Here is a 13,762-nt window from a genome sequence, read left to right as displayed (position 1 = left end):
TTTAAAACTTGAAATTATAACTGAAATAGGGTAGTACCGGGAAAAGAGAATACCTTTTCAAAGTCCGTTTGCTCGTTGAAGTCCCGTTTCCTATTGTTTCGTCAGACAGATCATAGAAAAACGGATTTCGCCGGTTGTACACATTGTAAACGCCGAATTCCCAGGTACGTTCGTGCCTCTTTTTGTTTTTGTGAAATTGAATGGAAAAGTCCATTCGGTGAAAAGGCTCGGCGCGAAAACTGTTTTTCTGACCAAATTCACTTACCGTCGGCCCGTTCCAGCCAATGACCGGTTTGCCGTTCGGATTAATGCGCGTCATCAGGTTGTCACTCACCCCTTTATATGTCGAAACCGGCAGGGTTAGTGCATTTCCGGTACCATAAACCCAGGTCGATGAAACTGTAATCCGTTTGCTGATCTCATAAATACCGACGATGGACAGATCGTGGCGGCGGTCGTAACGAGGAAAAAATGTCTCTCCGAAATTCAGCTCAGGAAACTGCCAGCGCGTCCAGGATAGCGTATACCCGACCCAGCCTGAAAGCCTGCCAGTTTTTTTCTGTACTAAAAACTCTGCACCGTACGACCAGCCTTTGCCCGAAGTCACATTGTCTTCCCAGCTCAGCTCGCTCGCATTTTCTCCATTAATACTTAAAAAAGAAGATCCTTCCTTGTAATTGAGAATGTGGTTCATTTTCTTGTAATAACCCTCCAAAGTCAATGTCAGGGCCGGCCGTTCCAGATCTTTTGCAAAACCTGCGGCTACTTGTTGCGATTGCTGGGGCGCTACGCGGTCGGTTGTCGGCACCCAGAGATCCGTCGGTAATCCAAGTCCGGTATTCGAAAGCAAATGCACATATTGGTTCATTCGCGCATAAGACGCTTTGAAAGAGAAATCCCGGGCTAACCTTAAAGCTGCCGATATCCGGGGTTCTGGCCGCATGTAGGTTTTACTTTCGGTCTGAAATGTACTCAGCCGCATACCTCCATTGATTTTTAATGCGTCCAGAGCCTGCCAGGTATCTTCGATGTAAATGCCGGTTTCCAGCGTATTCACCGGCGTCACCGAGCGCTCGATCGGATTGTCGATGAACGATCCTTCGATCGCCAATGCGGAAGGAACAAATTTGTGTAAGGTAGCCTGTGCACCAAACCGGACTGCATGTTTAGGGGAAGGATAAAAATCGAAATCAGTCTTTAAACCAAAATCGCGGATTTTTGAACTGTATTCGAGACTAAATTCATCGTCAGTCGCTCCATCCCCAAACTCTTTGGAATAACTGGAAACCCCGAAATTGAACTTGCTGAAAATGAATGAGGTATTGACAAAAAGTTTTTGGTTCAACAGGTGGTTCCAGCGCATGGTGGCGGTTGCATTTCCCCAATCCAATCCCGCCCTCGTTTCCGAATCGGAGCTTTTTTCTCTCGCGTGAAATTTGTCCCGGCCAAAATAACCGCTGACATACAGTTTGTCTTTTGGCCCGAGGTCGTAATTCATTTTTGCATTCAGATCATAAAAATAATAACCCGGCTTCACCTGACTATCATCGCCTTTCTGAGATTGCGCGATCAATGGAGAGGCGAGTACATCAATGTAAGTCCTGCGCCCGGATATCAGAAAGGATGATTTGCCTTTTGAAATTGGCCCCTCCAACGTTAGCCGGGAAGATATTAACCCAATTCCACCTTCTCCATGCAGCTTATCTTTACTGCCTTCCTTCATATTCATTTCCAGAACAGAGGAAAGCCGACCACCATAACGTGCCGGAAAACCGCCTTTTGTCAGCTCCACACTTTTTAACGCGTCACTATTAAAAATAGAAAAGAAACCAAAAAGGTGGTTTGCATTATAAACAACGGCATCATCCAGAATGATCAGGTTCTGATCAGGTCCGCCACCCCGAACGTAAAGCCCGGTTTGTCCCTCGGTACCTTTCTGGACACCCGGCATTAATTGCAGAATACGCAATACATCTTTTTCACCGAAGAATGCGGGCACCTTTTTCAATTGAGCAATCGGAATTTCTATCTGGCTCATTTGCACGTTTCTGCTCACGTAATCTTCTTGTCTCCGTGCGGATACGACAACTTCTTCCAGTTGATTGATGGTTTTTAAAAAAATGCTCAGACTGGCATTCTTCTGCAAACTGAGCTTGTGATCGGTTTTTTCATAACCTACAAAAGAAAAGGAGATCGTCGCCGAATCTGAAACCGGTACTGTAAGCGAGTAAAATCCATAAGTATTGGTCACCGCGCCATATGGAGTTCCCGCCAAATACACATTTACGCCTGGTAATTGCTCCTGGCTGCCTTCCTCTTTTACAAATCCGCTAATGGTTATACGTTCCTGAGCTGAGGCGATGATTGAAACGAGAACCAATGCAGCAGTAAAAATGATATGCATAGTCGAAGAGCTGGTTTGCTTTTGTAACGACTTCGTCAGGTATATAGTATGGATCATTACAAAGGGTAAAAGTCAGATAATATCTCAATCCTCACTTCACTCCCTTCACCCGCATCTTCAAACTATAAACCGCTGATTCCGCTGTGATGAAAAGCAGGTCGTTATTTTTTCCTCCGAAACATACATTGCCTGTCCAGCCTTTACTTATGGCGAAATGTGCGATCTGTTCGCCAGTTTTATCAAACACGGTCACGCCTTTTCCCGTAATGTACAAATTGCCTTCCGAGTCGAGAATCATTCCGTCGGAACCTTTCGGAACAAAAAGTTTTCTGTTTGTTAACGTTCCGTCTTTTTGGATGTCGTAAACGTAGGTTTTATTATCTCCAATATCAGCAATGAAGAGTTTCTTGCCATCTTTGGTGCCGATAATGCCATTGGGTTGTTTCAAGTTTGCATCCACCCGGATCAACTTTTTGCCGTTGGGAAGAAGATAGTAAACATGCTGACCGTCCTGCTGCATTTTCGGGTCACGCTTCCAGTAATCACGTTTATACATTGGATCTGTAAGGTAAATGCCACCTTTTGGGTCAATCCAAAGGTCGTTCGGGCCATTGAGCAACTTGCCTTCATAATCTGTTACTAAAACCGTTGGCTTACCATTTTTATCAAAAGACCAAACCTGGTTGTCTTCGTCCGAGCATGCGACGAGGTTTCCTTTTTTGTCAAAATACATGCCATTTGCGCGGCCGGCATTGTCCGAAAAAACACTGAATTCGCCGGTTTCTGCGTCCCAGCGGTGGATTTTATTATTTGGCTGGTCTGTAAAAAACACATTGCCATCCTTATCGGCAACTGGTCCTTCGGTGAATTTGTAACCGTCGCCAAGTTTCTCTACCTGCGCACCGGGAGCTACTATTGATTTTGAATCCATGATTTGTGCTGAAAGTAAGGCTGGGAAGAAGAGTGTTGTCAATCCCGCCAAAAATGAATAAAAGCCTGCTGATTTTTTCATAAATAAAAATAATGCCGTGATTAGGTTGTTCCAGCGTTATCTTAAAAAGTCGGCCAGCATTATTTCCTTACTTATCAAACTCTGGATGGGGCAATGCCGTAAGCCTTTTTGAAGGCGAAAGAAAAGTGTGATAAATCCTCAAAACCGGTTTCCAGATAAACTTCCGAAGGCGCTTTCCCTTTTTCTTTGATCAGATAATGGGCAGCTTCCAGTCTTTTCTGCACCAGCCAGCGACTTGGGGAAATGTGGAAAGTTTTTTCAAAATCGCGTTTGAATGTGGTGAGACTTCTTCCCGTCAGATAAGCAAAACGTTTCAGTTGCACATTGAAATGAAAATTCTGGTTCATAAAACGTTCCAGGTCGATCTTGCCAGGATCGCTGAAATCAAACAGAATATCTTTCATTTCAGGATTTGTTTGTAGCAAAACGAGAATAGCTTCCTTCAATTTCAGCGACATTAGATGCTGATTAGTCGGCGGCTGGAATTCCTGATAAGGCATCAAAGAGTCAATGTAGCTTGTCAGTAGTTTATCGGATTTTAGTTCGATAATGGCCTTTCCGTTTTGATGCGGCCTGGCTTCAATGCTAAATTCAAGACTGAAATTGCGCAGCGTTTGCTGATCCAGATAAATGGATATGGCTTTAAATTCACCGTTTTCAGGCGGCTGCTTGTTGAATTTGACTAAACTATTCCTTTTTGTAAATCTGAAATTGCCCTGCTGAAAAGCATAGTCGCGAGCGCCGTCATTCACCGTAAGTGTGCCTGCAATCTGATAGCTTAAAACATGCTCCGGGGCAAATTGCTCTCCCTCCCGACTTCTTGTAAAGTAGCAGGAATATACGATTTGCGACAATTTGGGTTCTTCGGTCTGACTCATTGTTTTTAGGTTCAATAGATCAAACAGCATTGCAGGTTCATTTTGTTCTGCAATGCCGCTTTGAATTCAATGGGCAAGTCCTGTAAAAGCGACCATCAAATTCCCTTCATCTTCATATATGATTTGCCCGCTTCCGATTCAAAGAAATTTTCGGCCTCATCATGATCGGTTGAAATACTAACCGGCATCCATTTTTCGAATTCAGCCTGCCTGATCGCGTCCGCACGCTGTACTATGCCAACGGCCTCGCTTCCAAGGATCAAATGCAAAGGAGGTTCGGGATGTTCGACAAGTTCAACCATTACTGTCGCAGCTTTATCAGGATCACCAATCGGAACGAAAGCGCCGCTGGAAAAAAATTGGGTAACCCCACCTATGGTAGATTCATAACCTTCAACCTCAGGTGCAAAGCTCATGGAAGAACCCGCCCAATCCGTACGAAATCCTCCGGGTTCAATGCAAGTAACCCTTATTCCAAGCGGTGCAACTTCTTTGGAAAGCGCCTCGCTGAAACCACCCAATCCAAATTTTGCAGCCTGATACATCGTCAAACCTGCCCCGCCAACGCGACCGCCTACGGAACTGATTTGCAGAATGTGTCCGGAACGTTGCTTGCGCATGTGTGGTAACACGGCGCGGGTGACCTCAATGGGTGCATATAGATTGGTGTCCAGTTGGCTGCGCACCTGCTCGTCCGTGAAGGCTTCCGCTGCGCCGGTAATGCCAAAACCCGCATTGTTGACCAGGACATCGATTTTACCAAAATGTTGAATGGCACTTTCGACGGCAACGTAGATCTGTTCCTTGTTAGTTACATCCAGCTGGATCGGGTAAATCTGATCGGGGAATTGCTGAACGAATTCGTCCAATTGTTGTGTATTGCGTGCTGTGGCAGCGACTTTGTCACCATTTTTGAGCACTGATTCTGTAAGGCTTTTTCCCAATCCGCGGGAGCTACCTGTAATAAACCAAACTTTTGTCATCGTGTTTTTATTTTGAATTAACGATAACAAAGGTCGGCGGAAATGAGAGTGTCAACTTTGTTGGAAGGCTCAAAGTTGGTTTGCTGAAAAGCTCATAGATTGCTAAGCCATTCGTCGAGCTTCTCATAATAATCCATCACGTCACGCTCCATGCGACATGCCCTTTTCCCGGTAACCCTCAAACTCCATCGTCTGAATAATTCGTGTATTCTTCGTGAATTCGTGGCAAACCCCATTAAACTCAAACTCAATCCAGCCGGAATCTCAGCAACATAGCGATAAGGTCCTCCGCGCAAGGCTCAAACTTGACACCTGGGATTGTTATGGGATTAAGCGCTGCTGGCTTTTTTCAAGCCCTTCAAGAAATTTTCGGGCACGGGCAGTTTTCTCCGGGAAAAGATCGCGGTCACCGATTTCCTCGGCTATTCGTCGCAGGAACGCCGCCTTTTCTTCTGGGTTCGTCGGTATACTAGTAGGTCGTTTTTCTTTTGCTTCCATATAAATAAAATTACGGTTATTTTCTGAACAATAAAATCGCATCGTATTTGTTACCAAGGAGATAACGTTCGATAGTTATATTGCCATCGGCAGAAGTAATGCCGCCTAAAAACCAGTAAGCGAGGCTGAGGCTGTCAAAATTTTTTTCTACATAATTTCGATATATCGTAATTCGTTGATTGAATTTTTTACATGCCTCTGTGCATCGTTTTAAACATGCTTCCTTACATTTCTCCACGAAATCTGATCTACCATCACTTCCCTGGACAAGCAACATAGCTTCTGGATTATGCTTGAAAAAGTGCGGTACCGTGGAAAGAACTGTTTGAAAGACTTTATAGGCATCGCCATTATTGGATGTCGCTTGATCGACGATTCTATCTTTTTCGAGGTCATAATCGCCAAATCCAAGGTTGTAAACTTTTCGATCTTCGAATACTTGTACATAAGAATATCTAACAGCTTTAAGAATGCTCCTTGGACCTTCACTCTCAAACAGAAATCTATATCCCGTTGCCATATCGATCTCTTGCAGGTCATATGTGTTTGTTAAATTTGCCATTTGGAAGGTTTATCTTAAATGGCAAAATCTATAAAGAGTTTCGAAAGTTTTTCAGGTTGACTTATCTGCTGGCTATTATGTAATGATCCATCGGCTTAAGTCATTTCAACTGTTTCCGTTCATTCCCTAAAAGTCACAATCAAGGGAACGTGGTCACTATACTTAGTCCAGAAATCAAAGTCACCAACTTCCACAGATTCCAACTTTTCAGCCATATCTGCGGATACAAAGCAATAATCAAGATGATAGGGCCGGTTGCGATGTCGATCGGCTTTCCTACGAAAAGCCATGTTGCAGTTCCAGGTGATGAGCCGCATGGGTTAAGCAGCGTGCTGAGTGTTTGCTGTAATTATGTAACCACGCTCAATTTGCTGGCCAAGAAACTCTTCATCTTTTATCATTGCAACGCCGTGCTGAACATTCATATTTTGAATAAAATCCGGCAGCTCCAAATCTGCTTGTTCCAGAACTACAACCCGCGAGATCTGAATAATTTCATCTGCCGATAAGGAATTTTGTATTTTTTTTGCCAAATAACTTTGCGAGTTAGGATAGTCGCGGTATGCCCATTCAGAATATACCACTATATCCCAGCGACCAATGGATTCTTCTCTCAGGAATAAGGCAAATAGTTCATAATCACCTTTTTCTGCGGCACTGTCCCGTTCAATCTCGATAAGTTTTTTAATGATGTTTTTCATAAACTTTGAAGAATAATGCTGGTGAAGGAAAACATGTTTTTCGCCTTGGCTTCACTAACTAATCCGGCAACATGGTAGCGAGATTCTGGCGTCCAGTTGCTAATAAGCGACCATTCATCAAAATAACGGATTTTAAACTCTGATTCAAAACCAGTTAGCGACAATAGTAATTCTAAATCGTGCGTTCTCAGGCTCTTTAATTTTTCAAATTCTTTGGTTGAAGAAGGAAATCCCGCCCAATTCAAGGTTTTACAAATTTTGTATTTAAGGGCGATTTCCACCGAATAGCCGCATAAATAGAAGGAGCTATCGAAGCGCTTCGCAAGCAATAAAGTCTCCGCGTCGGCCAGCCGCTCAAATGCAATGTTTTTCAAATCATCGGCAGGTATCATGAATAGCGTGTTGGGTTAAGGAGGTAACAAAGTTTCCAAAAATAGCTTTTAATCGGAAGCTTGTCGCGAATCGATTGGCTCAATTATCCTTCGGCGATTCGAGTTAGCCTGTGGCTGCTAACCCGAGATTTCAGGATCTGCGTCTCGCCATCTGTTGATCGATTTGTGCGTTTCTTCGATTTCTTTAATCTGATCTTCGGTAAAAACCGGACCATTGAGCAGGAGTTCTGTCAGTGCGAATGCTCTCGCTTTTTTCTCAAACGCTATCCTTGTCTCGCTGCCTGGTTTACCATGATTTTCGGTAAAGTGCTCTTCAGAGGTTTTTATCAATTCTGGCGGAAGCTTTTTGGTTTTCAACACTTTATTCGCCTTCGCCAATTTTTCAGGAAATAGTATCATATTCTCATATCTATCCAAAGACGGATCAATGACGACTTCGCACACTTGACCATGCAATTTGTTGTTTTTCTTTTTGTTCATGATTTTTTCGATCTAATCCTCCCAAATCTCCAACTGCGGACTCTTCCTCAACTCTCCCACGGGTTCAATAATTAACCTGTCATCCTCAAACCGAACCGTAATATGCTCCCCATAATCGAATCCCAAATCTTTCAGCCACTCGCCACACAACTTGATTTCTGGGACGAACTTGGTACGCCATTGGGAAGTTCTTTGGTACTTTGGATAAATTTTTAGTTGACGAGGTTTAGGTTTGTGCAACGGCATGTTGTAAAAATTAAAGTTTGATTTTCGGTAGATATATTTCGAATTTCTAGACAAAGCTACTGATATTCTATCGAAATCACAAAGTTGTATATCGGAATTCTACATACTTCTTCCTGTATTCTAAATTTATATCCTAAAAAACAGGATTATAATGACAGAATTGGGGCTTTATCTAGGAAGAAAATCTATTAACAAGGCAGACATCTCCCGCAAAACTGGGATTAGCGCTTCAAGACTCAGCGAATTAACATTAAAAGAAGGCGCGCATTTAAGGGCGAAAGAGCTTTATCTTATAGCTCTCGCAATGGATGTAGATCCTTGTGATTTACTGAAGGCTGTTTTCAAAAATGTTGAACTTGCATCTTACAAATAAAAGACGAATTTTAGAACTTCATTGTAATAAGCTCAATTCTACAGAAATGTCGTGACGCAGGCTTTAGAATATGTGCATTAAGTCGATACTAGTCAGCATTAATAATCTTGTCAAAAATGTCATCTAGGCCATAGATTTTGCTTGCTACTAGTTGATATAGCTCGCTAAATGATTCAGTTGCTTCCTTAGTTTTAAGTTCTTCCGTCCTATAAGTAACAAAATCCGAGTAACCCACCCAATCTGTATTTCGAGACAACTCATCTACCGACATATCGTCTAGCGGATAGAAATGTAGATAATATTCGTCGGTTTCGTCCTTGGTAATTGACCATTTGTAGTTATTGTCGTATAGAAAAAAGTATTCATTGCCGCTCTTTCTTACGTTAGTAATCTTTGAACCATTGGATATCATTGCATTTATGACTTGTACTATTTTCATGATTAATTTACAGGTTTTGAGTTTACCAGATTATTGAATGAAGAGACATCGATGTTCCGAATACTTTCTTTAAGCTCACTAACCAAACTTCGCTTTTTGGGTTCGGTAAAAATTTTACTATTGGTAATGAAACTGTTGATCTTGTCCAATTGAGCCTTTAATTTTTCTCGTAGTGAAGGATTTCCATTAATCTGTCCCTCAATTTCGTGTAAAATATTGATGATCTCTGCTTTTTGAGCTTGCTCGTTAGCATTAAAATCATTGAGCCTCTCAATTTTAAATTTTAAGTCAGTAAGCGTAAGTTGATTCGAATAATCGAGAATCAAATTTATAGCATGCTTTATTTTATCTCTATTAAAGTAAAAAACGTATATCGCTATACTTGAAGCTATAATTGTTAGCGAGTTTGCGATAATGTTAATCCAAAGGTCAACTTTTTCCATACCGAAGATAAATGTGATCAACTGAGGATCAGACTAGCGTAAATATTTTTCACGTTATAGCATTATATAAAAAGTAAGCTAAGAAGATTATCTCCCCTTCACCACCCCATCAATCTCCCCCAGCAGCGACTTCACCCCAACACTATCCTGCAACAACTGCCAAATCATCACCCCGTTAACCTTCTCCATCGCCAGCTCCGTCTTCTTCCGAATCGTCGACAGACCGTTATAATAAACCATCCCGCCATTCAAATGCATCTGATCCTGATTCACAGAATCCGGATATTGTCGCAGAATGTTTTTGTAAGACATACTTTCCGGTGCGGTGCCGCCGAAGCCGTAACCGTAGAATGGGACGCCGAGTGTAAGTTTTTCTCTGGGGATTTTGCGGGTTTCTAGCCAGTATTGGAGGTCTTCTTCGGACATGGAGTAGGGTGCATGCGGGCCCGGACGGTCGGGACGCCACGGACCGGTGCGGTCGTAGGACATGATGTTGACGAAATCGAACTGCGCCAATGCTTTGTCGGTAAACTGGGTTTTGTAAACTGTGGCGATGGCGGCTGTGATCAGTTTGTTTTTCTGCCGCAATGCGGCTCCGAAATCGATTACAAAACTTTCGTAGTTGGCATCAATCAATGCGCCTTCCAGGTCTACATCAATGCCGTCGAGATTGTTATTAACTGCCAGATTTACAAGATCATTGATCAGTTTGGTTTTCTTTTCTCCAATCAAAAAGGAAGGATAGTATTTAGGAGCGCCGCCACCACCGATGGAAGCCATGATCTTCACATTTTTGGAATGCGCCAGTGCTGCTACTTCTTTTAGAGACTCGGTTCTGGTGAGGTTACCCAGCGAATCAGGATTGATAAAGGCAATGTACAAATGAGTGATCTTGGCAAAATCAATTTGTTTTGCAGAAACTAGTAAATCCGTCCGATTTGGTAAATAGCCGATTACTTTAAAGCGATTGTCAGCATCGACGCTTTTGGAAACGGTCACGCTTTTCTTGGTGCAACTGGTATTGAATGCAAGGATCACCAGAAAAACGGAGATGCATTGCTTTAACAACTTCGGGAATTTCATGGTGATTCTTTGCGGTGTAAATTGCTATTTGCCTGCCAACATAATCTTCGCGCCGCCTTTGCGGATGGATTCGTAAACGGCGTCGACGACGATCATATCCTTCAATCCTTCGGCTCCGGTTACATTTGGTTCGGGCTTGTTGTTAAGGATAATGTCGGCAATTCCGTCCATTTGCAGGGTTTGGTGCGTGATCACCGGTTGGTTCATCGGGCCAAGGTGCGTCCGGCCTTTGATCGGGCCGTAGCTGAATGCGGGGCTGAGTTCCACGAAACCTTTTTCTCCGATCACATACAATCTTTCGTAGTTATTAAAATTATAAGTCGTGCCGCAGCTCGCCACCACGCCGCTTGGAAAGCCAAGCTGGAACATGATCGTTTCGTCCACTTCCTTGAATTTCACCGGATCGGTTTTGGTTTCCTGCGCTGTCACCCAAATCGGCTCTTCCCCTGTCGCATACCGCGCACCGTTCAATGCATAAATGCCCACGTCCATCATCGCGCCGCCGCCGGCCAATGCCTTTTTCAGTCTCCACTGGTTGGGATCGCCGGATTTGAAACCCATATAATTGTTCACGTGCATGATCTTACCCAGCTCGCCAGCCTCGCGCATACGGATCAGCTCGCGGGTATGCGGCTCAAAATGCATGCGGTAACCAATGTAAAACTTCACCCCGGCTTTTTCACAAGCTGCAATCATTTCACGCGTTTGCTTCGCATTGTCGGCAACTGGTTTTTCACAAAGTACATGTTTGCCAGCCGCCGCAATTTGCAGCACATGCTTGTGATGCAGTGAGTTAGGCGTGGTAATGTAAACCAAATCAATATCCTGGTTATCCTTGATCTTGCTGACCGTCTCGTAGTTGTAAGTGTTCTTTTCAGGAATGTTGTATTTCTTTTTCCAACCTTCCAGCTTGGCGGGTGTCCCGGAAACCGCTCCGACGAGTGTAGCCATTTTGCAATCTTTCATTGCTTCGGCAACGCGGGTACCGTAGCTGCCAAGTCCCATAATCGCAACGCGCAGTTGCTTGTCCGCTTTTGGTCCGGAATAGAGATTTCGGGCAGTTGCTGGCAAATCGGAAAGGGCAGTTGCACCAATTCCCAGGGTTAGTTTTTGAAGAAAATCACGACGAGAATCCATAGTAATTGAGTGATTATTTGTTGATAAATATTTTTGCTCCATTATTCTTGATCGATTCATAAACAGCATCTACCACGATCATATCTTTCAATCCTTCTGCGCCAGTCACATTCGGATCAGGCTTGCCATTTAAAATAGCGTCGGCGATCCCGTCCATTTGGTAGGCCTGGTGATTTACGTCCGGCTGTTCAATCGGGCCTTTATGTGTTGTACCACGGATTGGTCCGTAGCCAAATGCAGGATTCAACTCCGTCCAGCCTTTATCGCCCATCACATGCAGCCTTTCAGAATGATTGAAATTGTATGTACAGCCGCAGTTAGCAATGATACCGCTAGGAAAACCCAATTGAAATGTAATCGTTTCGTCCACATCTTTGAATTTCACAGGGTCGGTTTTGGATTCCTGCGCCGTCACCCAAATCGGCTCTTCGCCCGTGCAATAACGCGCTCCGTTCAATGCATACACACCCACATCCATCATCGCGCCTCCGCCAGCCAATGCTTTTTTTAGCCTCCATTGATTCGGATCGCCGGATTTGAAACCCATATAATTATTGACGTGCATAATCTTGCCAAATTCCCCGGCTTCCCGCATCCGGATCAATTCACGTGTATGCGGCTCAAAATGCAGACGATAACCAATGTAAAATTTAACGCCCGCCTTTTCACAAGCTGCAATCATTTCTCTGGCTTGTTTTGCATTATCGGCTACCGGTTTTTCAGAAATCACATGTTTTCCAGCGGCTGCAACTTGCAGTACATGCTTGTGATGCAGCGAGTTAGGAGTAATCACGTACACCAGATCAATGTCTGGATTATCCTTGATCTCGTGAAGATTTTCGTAGTTGTAAATATTCTTATCCTCAATTCCGTACTTCTCCTTCCATTCCGGGATCTTTGAGGGAGTACCCGTTACAATTCCCACTAGTTTCGCTGTTTTGCATTCTTTCATTCCCCGCGCAACAATATTTGCATAACCGCCGAGGCCCATTAATGCGACACGCAGTTGCTTGTCGGCGGGTGTATTTGAATGTACAGGACCAGCTATGGCAGGGGTCAGGTCAGTGAGCGTGGCGGCTCCTATTCCTAGTGAGAGCGTTTGTAGAAAGTCACGGCGGGAATTCATCGTCAGTTGTTAAAGTGTTGGGAACAACTGAAAAAGGGTATTGAAAGGGTTATCTCCTTATTGTAACCAAACTCTGCGCCACAGCCACTTTGCCGCTCCTTACTTTTGAAGAATTCTTTGTTTTCCGCCTCGCGGACTCTTTCTTCGCTTCATTGAATTTCTTCTTAATTTCCACAGGTATTTCCGTGAGAATCAAATTTTCAAGACTTATGTCGAATAACTTATGAATAATTATTAGGTCGCTCAAGGAAAAAGTTCGCACCCCATTCAAAAGCTCGGATGTATACGACTTACTATGTGATAAAATCGCTGAGAGATCGTTCTGATTAAGTGCGTGTTGCTTTAACTTTTGGGTAATTAGCTCTTTCCTTTTTCTAAAAAATGAACCTTCTTTGTCAACCTGCTTTTCTGCCAAAACGCTTTCGCTCATTTGATCGTCTGTAATCAAATTTACGTTAGACCAATGCTTGGATTCGTAGTCGACAATTAAATCGCTCAGTGCCATGATTAACGGTTCGAGCCCAGGTTGGTCATTATTCATTAAGCGTAACAATCTTTTGGCGCGTACTGCCCTTTCCATTTCGAGCTCCGAGGTTAGCTCGCCCGTTTTTATTATTTCCCTGGCATCGTATGCTGTTAAAGCAAATGCTTGTTTCTTAGCCATTTCTCAACACTGTTTTTGTTGTTTTTGAAGGTTTTTTCATACTCTTGGTGACTTCCGGCCCAGACAATTTCAATCTGACCATTCTCGACGGTAACTAGTATCAGCGTCCTATGAACAAGAATGTCTAGAAAATAGAAACCGGCATTGTGCACTTTTTCAGCATCTTTCCGTATAAGTTTAATGTCTGCTGACGAACTGATGTCCGCGTTTTCAAGATCAGCTATCAGTCGATCGATTGCTCTACATAGTTTGACGTTGCCAAGATTTTTCTTTTTCAATTGATAGAGCCACTTTTTTCCTTCTAGTCGCATCGTCGGGTTAAATTTAAATAAAAAGTTCTA

18 protein-coding genes are annotated in these 13,762 nt (G+C 43.4%); 1 reads left to right on the top strand and 17 read right to left on the bottom strand.

What is annotated here, in order from left to right; genetic code table 11:
* Position 1: 1 nt before the first annotated feature.
* The 10 genes from LZG72_RS16925 to LZG72_RS29470 form a co-directional block, all read right to left on the bottom strand.
* On the bottom strand, positions 2 to 2,404 hold the full coding sequence (locus LZG72_RS16925; protein ID WP_233875569.1) for a TonB-dependent receptor: 2,403 nt from the start codon (positions 2,402 to 2,404) through the stop codon (positions 2 to 4).
* 91 nt (positions 2,405 to 2,495) lie between these two features.
* Positions 2,496 to 3,335 carry an SMP-30/gluconolactonase/LRE family protein gene (locus LZG72_RS16920; RefSeq protein ID WP_233875209.1) on the bottom strand — a complete coding sequence of 280 codons (840 nt, stop codon included), beginning with the start codon at positions 3,333 to 3,335 and terminating at the stop codon, positions 2,496 to 2,498.
* A 155-nt stretch (positions 3,336 to 3,490) separates the two neighbouring features.
* The gene (locus LZG72_RS16915) at positions 3,491 to 4,294 is read right to left on the bottom strand and encodes an AraC family transcriptional regulator (RefSeq protein ID WP_233875206.1); all 804 of its coding nucleotides are present in this window, start codon (positions 4,292 to 4,294) and stop codon (positions 3,491 to 3,493) included.
* 95 nt (positions 4,295 to 4,389) lie between these two features.
* Positions 4,390 to 5,277 carry an oxidoreductase gene (locus LZG72_RS16910; RefSeq protein ID WP_233875204.1) on the bottom strand — a complete coding sequence of 296 codons (888 nt, stop codon included), beginning with the start codon at positions 5,275 to 5,277 and terminating at the stop codon, positions 4,390 to 4,392.
* 321 nt (positions 5,278 to 5,598) lie between these two features.
* A complete protein-coding gene (locus LZG72_RS16905; protein ID WP_233875203.1) occupies positions 5,599 to 5,775 on the bottom strand; it encodes a hypothetical protein in 177 nt (58 codons plus the stop codon).
* Between the two features lie 16 nt (positions 5,776 to 5,791).
* Complete coding sequence (locus LZG72_RS16900) at positions 5,792 to 6,337, bottom strand: DUF6934 family protein (protein ID WP_233875200.1); 546 nt, start codon at positions 6,335 to 6,337, stop codon at positions 5,792 to 5,794.
* Positions 6,338 to 6,657: 320 nt separating this feature from the next.
* Positions 6,658 to 7,038 (bottom strand): hypothetical protein, encoded by a 381-nt coding sequence (locus LZG72_RS16895; protein WP_233875198.1) that lies wholly within the window; start codon positions 7,036 to 7,038, stop codon positions 6,658 to 6,660.
* Entirely contained in the window at positions 7,035 to 7,430 is a 396-nt protein-coding gene (locus LZG72_RS16890; RefSeq protein WP_233875196.1) for a HEPN domain-containing protein, read from the bottom strand. Before LZG72_RS16890 ends, LZG72_RS16895 begins: the two co-directional genes overlap by 4 nt.
* Before the next feature lie 117 nt (positions 7,431 to 7,547).
* Positions 7,548 to 7,910 (bottom strand): hypothetical protein, encoded by a 363-nt coding sequence (locus tag LZG72_RS16885; protein WP_233875194.1) that lies wholly within the window; start codon positions 7,908 to 7,910, stop codon positions 7,548 to 7,550.
* A 12-nt stretch (positions 7,911 to 7,922) separates the two neighbouring features.
* Positions 7,923 to 8,156: a SymE family type I addiction module toxin gene (locus tag LZG72_RS29470; RefSeq protein WP_409017712.1), complete on the bottom strand. Its 234-nt coding sequence runs from the start codon at positions 8,154 to 8,156 to the stop codon at positions 7,923 to 7,925.
* Between the two features lie 151 nt (positions 8,157 to 8,307).
* On the opposite strand from LZG72_RS29470, the gene LZG72_RS16880 reads away from it, so the two are divergent.
* A complete protein-coding gene (locus LZG72_RS16880; protein ID WP_233875191.1) occupies positions 8,308 to 8,529 on the top strand; it encodes a helix-turn-helix transcriptional regulator in 222 nt (73 codons plus the stop codon).
* 88 nt (positions 8,530 to 8,617) lie between these two features.
* Here the strand turns inward: LZG72_RS16880 and LZG72_RS16875 are convergent, their stop codons facing one another.
* From LZG72_RS16875 to LZG72_RS16845, 7 genes are all read right to left on the bottom strand, one after another.
* Positions 8,618 to 8,968 (bottom strand): hypothetical protein, encoded by a 351-nt coding sequence (locus LZG72_RS16875; RefSeq protein WP_233875189.1) that lies wholly within the window; start codon positions 8,966 to 8,968, stop codon positions 8,618 to 8,620.
* 2 nt (positions 8,969 to 8,970) lie between these two features.
* Entirely contained in the window at positions 8,971 to 9,411 is a 441-nt protein-coding gene (locus LZG72_RS16870) for a hypothetical protein (protein WP_233875186.1), read from the bottom strand.
* Positions 9,412 to 9,498: 87 nt separating this feature from the next.
* Positions 9,499 to 10,494: a glycosyl hydrolase family 18 protein gene (locus tag LZG72_RS16865; protein ID WP_233875184.1), complete on the bottom strand. Its 996-nt coding sequence runs from the start codon at positions 10,492 to 10,494 to the stop codon at positions 9,499 to 9,501.
* 24 nt (positions 10,495 to 10,518) lie between these two features.
* Positions 10,519 to 11,631 carry a Gfo/Idh/MocA family protein gene (locus LZG72_RS16860; protein WP_233875183.1) on the bottom strand — a complete coding sequence of 371 codons (1,113 nt, stop codon included), beginning with the start codon at positions 11,629 to 11,631 and terminating at the stop codon, positions 10,519 to 10,521.
* 13 nt (positions 11,632 to 11,644) lie between these two features.
* Positions 11,645 to 12,757: a Gfo/Idh/MocA family protein gene (locus tag LZG72_RS16855; protein WP_233875179.1), complete on the bottom strand. Its 1,113-nt coding sequence runs from the start codon at positions 12,755 to 12,757 to the stop codon at positions 11,645 to 11,647.
* A 49-nt stretch (positions 12,758 to 12,806) separates the two neighbouring features.
* Positions 12,807 to 13,421 (bottom strand): helix-turn-helix transcriptional regulator, encoded by a 615-nt coding sequence (locus LZG72_RS16850; RefSeq protein ID WP_233875176.1) that lies wholly within the window; start codon positions 13,419 to 13,421, stop codon positions 12,807 to 12,809.
* Positions 13,394 to 13,732: a type II toxin-antitoxin system HigB family toxin gene (locus LZG72_RS16845; protein WP_233875170.1), complete on the bottom strand. Its 339-nt coding sequence runs from the start codon at positions 13,730 to 13,732 to the stop codon at positions 13,394 to 13,396. Before LZG72_RS16845 ends, LZG72_RS16850 begins: the two co-directional genes overlap by 28 nt.
* Positions 13,733 to 13,762: the final 30 nt, after the last annotated feature.

Source organism: Dyadobacter sp. CY323 (assembly GCF_021390245.1).
GTDB lineage: Bacteria > Bacteroidota > Bacteroidia > Cytophagales > Spirosomataceae > Dyadobacter.
Note: the sequence above shows the minus strand (reverse complement) of the source record. Positions and strands in the feature narration are given on the sequence as shown.

Excerpts from the sequence above, each read along its gene's own strand:
- LZG72_RS16910 (WP_233875204.1), bottom strand. The coding sequence starts at position 5,277 with ATGACAAAAGTTTGGTTTATTACAGGTAGCTCCCGCGGATTGGGAAAA.
- LZG72_RS16870 (WP_233875186.1), bottom strand. The coding sequence starts at position 9,411 with ATGGAAAAAGTTGACCTTTGGATTAACATTATCGCAAACTCGCTAACA.
- LZG72_RS16875 (WP_233875189.1), bottom strand. The coding sequence starts at position 8,968 with ATGAAAATAGTACAAGTCATAAATGCAATGATATCCAATGGTTCAAAG.
- LZG72_RS16900 (WP_233875200.1), bottom strand. The coding sequence starts at position 6,337 with ATGGCAAATTTAACAAACACATATGACCTGCAAGAGATCGATATGGCA.
- LZG72_RS16860 (WP_233875183.1), bottom strand. The coding sequence starts at position 11,631 with ATGGATTCTCGTCGTGATTTTCTTCAAAAACTAACCCTGGGAATTGGT.
- LZG72_RS16890 (WP_233875196.1), bottom strand. The coding sequence starts at position 7,430 with ATGATACCTGCCGATGATTTGAAAAACATTGCATTTGAGCGGCTGGCC.
- LZG72_RS16885 (WP_233875194.1), bottom strand. The coding sequence starts at position 7,910 with ATGAACAAAAAGAAAAACAACAAATTGCATGGTCAAGTGTGCGAAGTC.
- LZG72_RS16915 (WP_233875206.1), bottom strand. The coding sequence starts at position 4,294 with ATGAGTCAGACCGAAGAACCCAAATTGTCGCAAATCGTATATTCCTGC.
- LZG72_RS16850 (WP_233875176.1), bottom strand. The coding sequence starts at position 13,421 with ATGGCTAAGAAACAAGCATTTGCTTTAACAGCATACGATGCCAGGGAA.
- LZG72_RS16880 (WP_233875191.1), top strand. The coding sequence starts at position 8,308 with ATGACAGAATTGGGGCTTTATCTAGGAAGAAAATCTATTAACAAGGCA.
- LZG72_RS16920 (WP_233875209.1), bottom strand. The coding sequence starts at position 3,335 with ATGGATTCAAAATCAATAGTAGCTCCCGGTGCGCAGGTAGAGAAACTT.
- LZG72_RS16865 (WP_233875184.1), bottom strand. The coding sequence starts at position 10,494 with ATGAAATTCCCGAAGTTGTTAAAGCAATGCATCTCCGTTTTTCTGGTG.
- LZG72_RS16855 (WP_233875179.1), bottom strand. The coding sequence starts at position 12,757 with ATGAATTCCCGCCGTGACTTTCTACAAACGCTCTCACTAGGAATAGGA.
- LZG72_RS16895 (WP_233875198.1), bottom strand. The coding sequence starts at position 7,038 with ATGAAAAACATCATTAAAAAACTTATCGAGATTGAACGGGACAGTGCC.
- LZG72_RS16845 (WP_233875170.1), bottom strand. The coding sequence starts at position 13,732 with ATGCGACTAGAAGGAAAAAAGTGGCTCTATCAATTGAAAAAGAAAAAT.
- LZG72_RS16905 (WP_233875203.1), bottom strand. The coding sequence starts at position 5,775 with ATGGAAGCAAAAGAAAAACGACCTACTAGTATACCGACGAACCCAGAA.
- LZG72_RS29470 (WP_409017712.1), bottom strand. The coding sequence starts at position 8,156 with ATGCCGTTGCACAAACCTAAACCTCGTCAACTAAAAATTTATCCAAAG.
- LZG72_RS16925 (WP_233875569.1), bottom strand. The coding sequence starts at position 2,404 with ATGCATATCATTTTTACTGCTGCATTGGTTCTCGTTTCAATCATCGCC.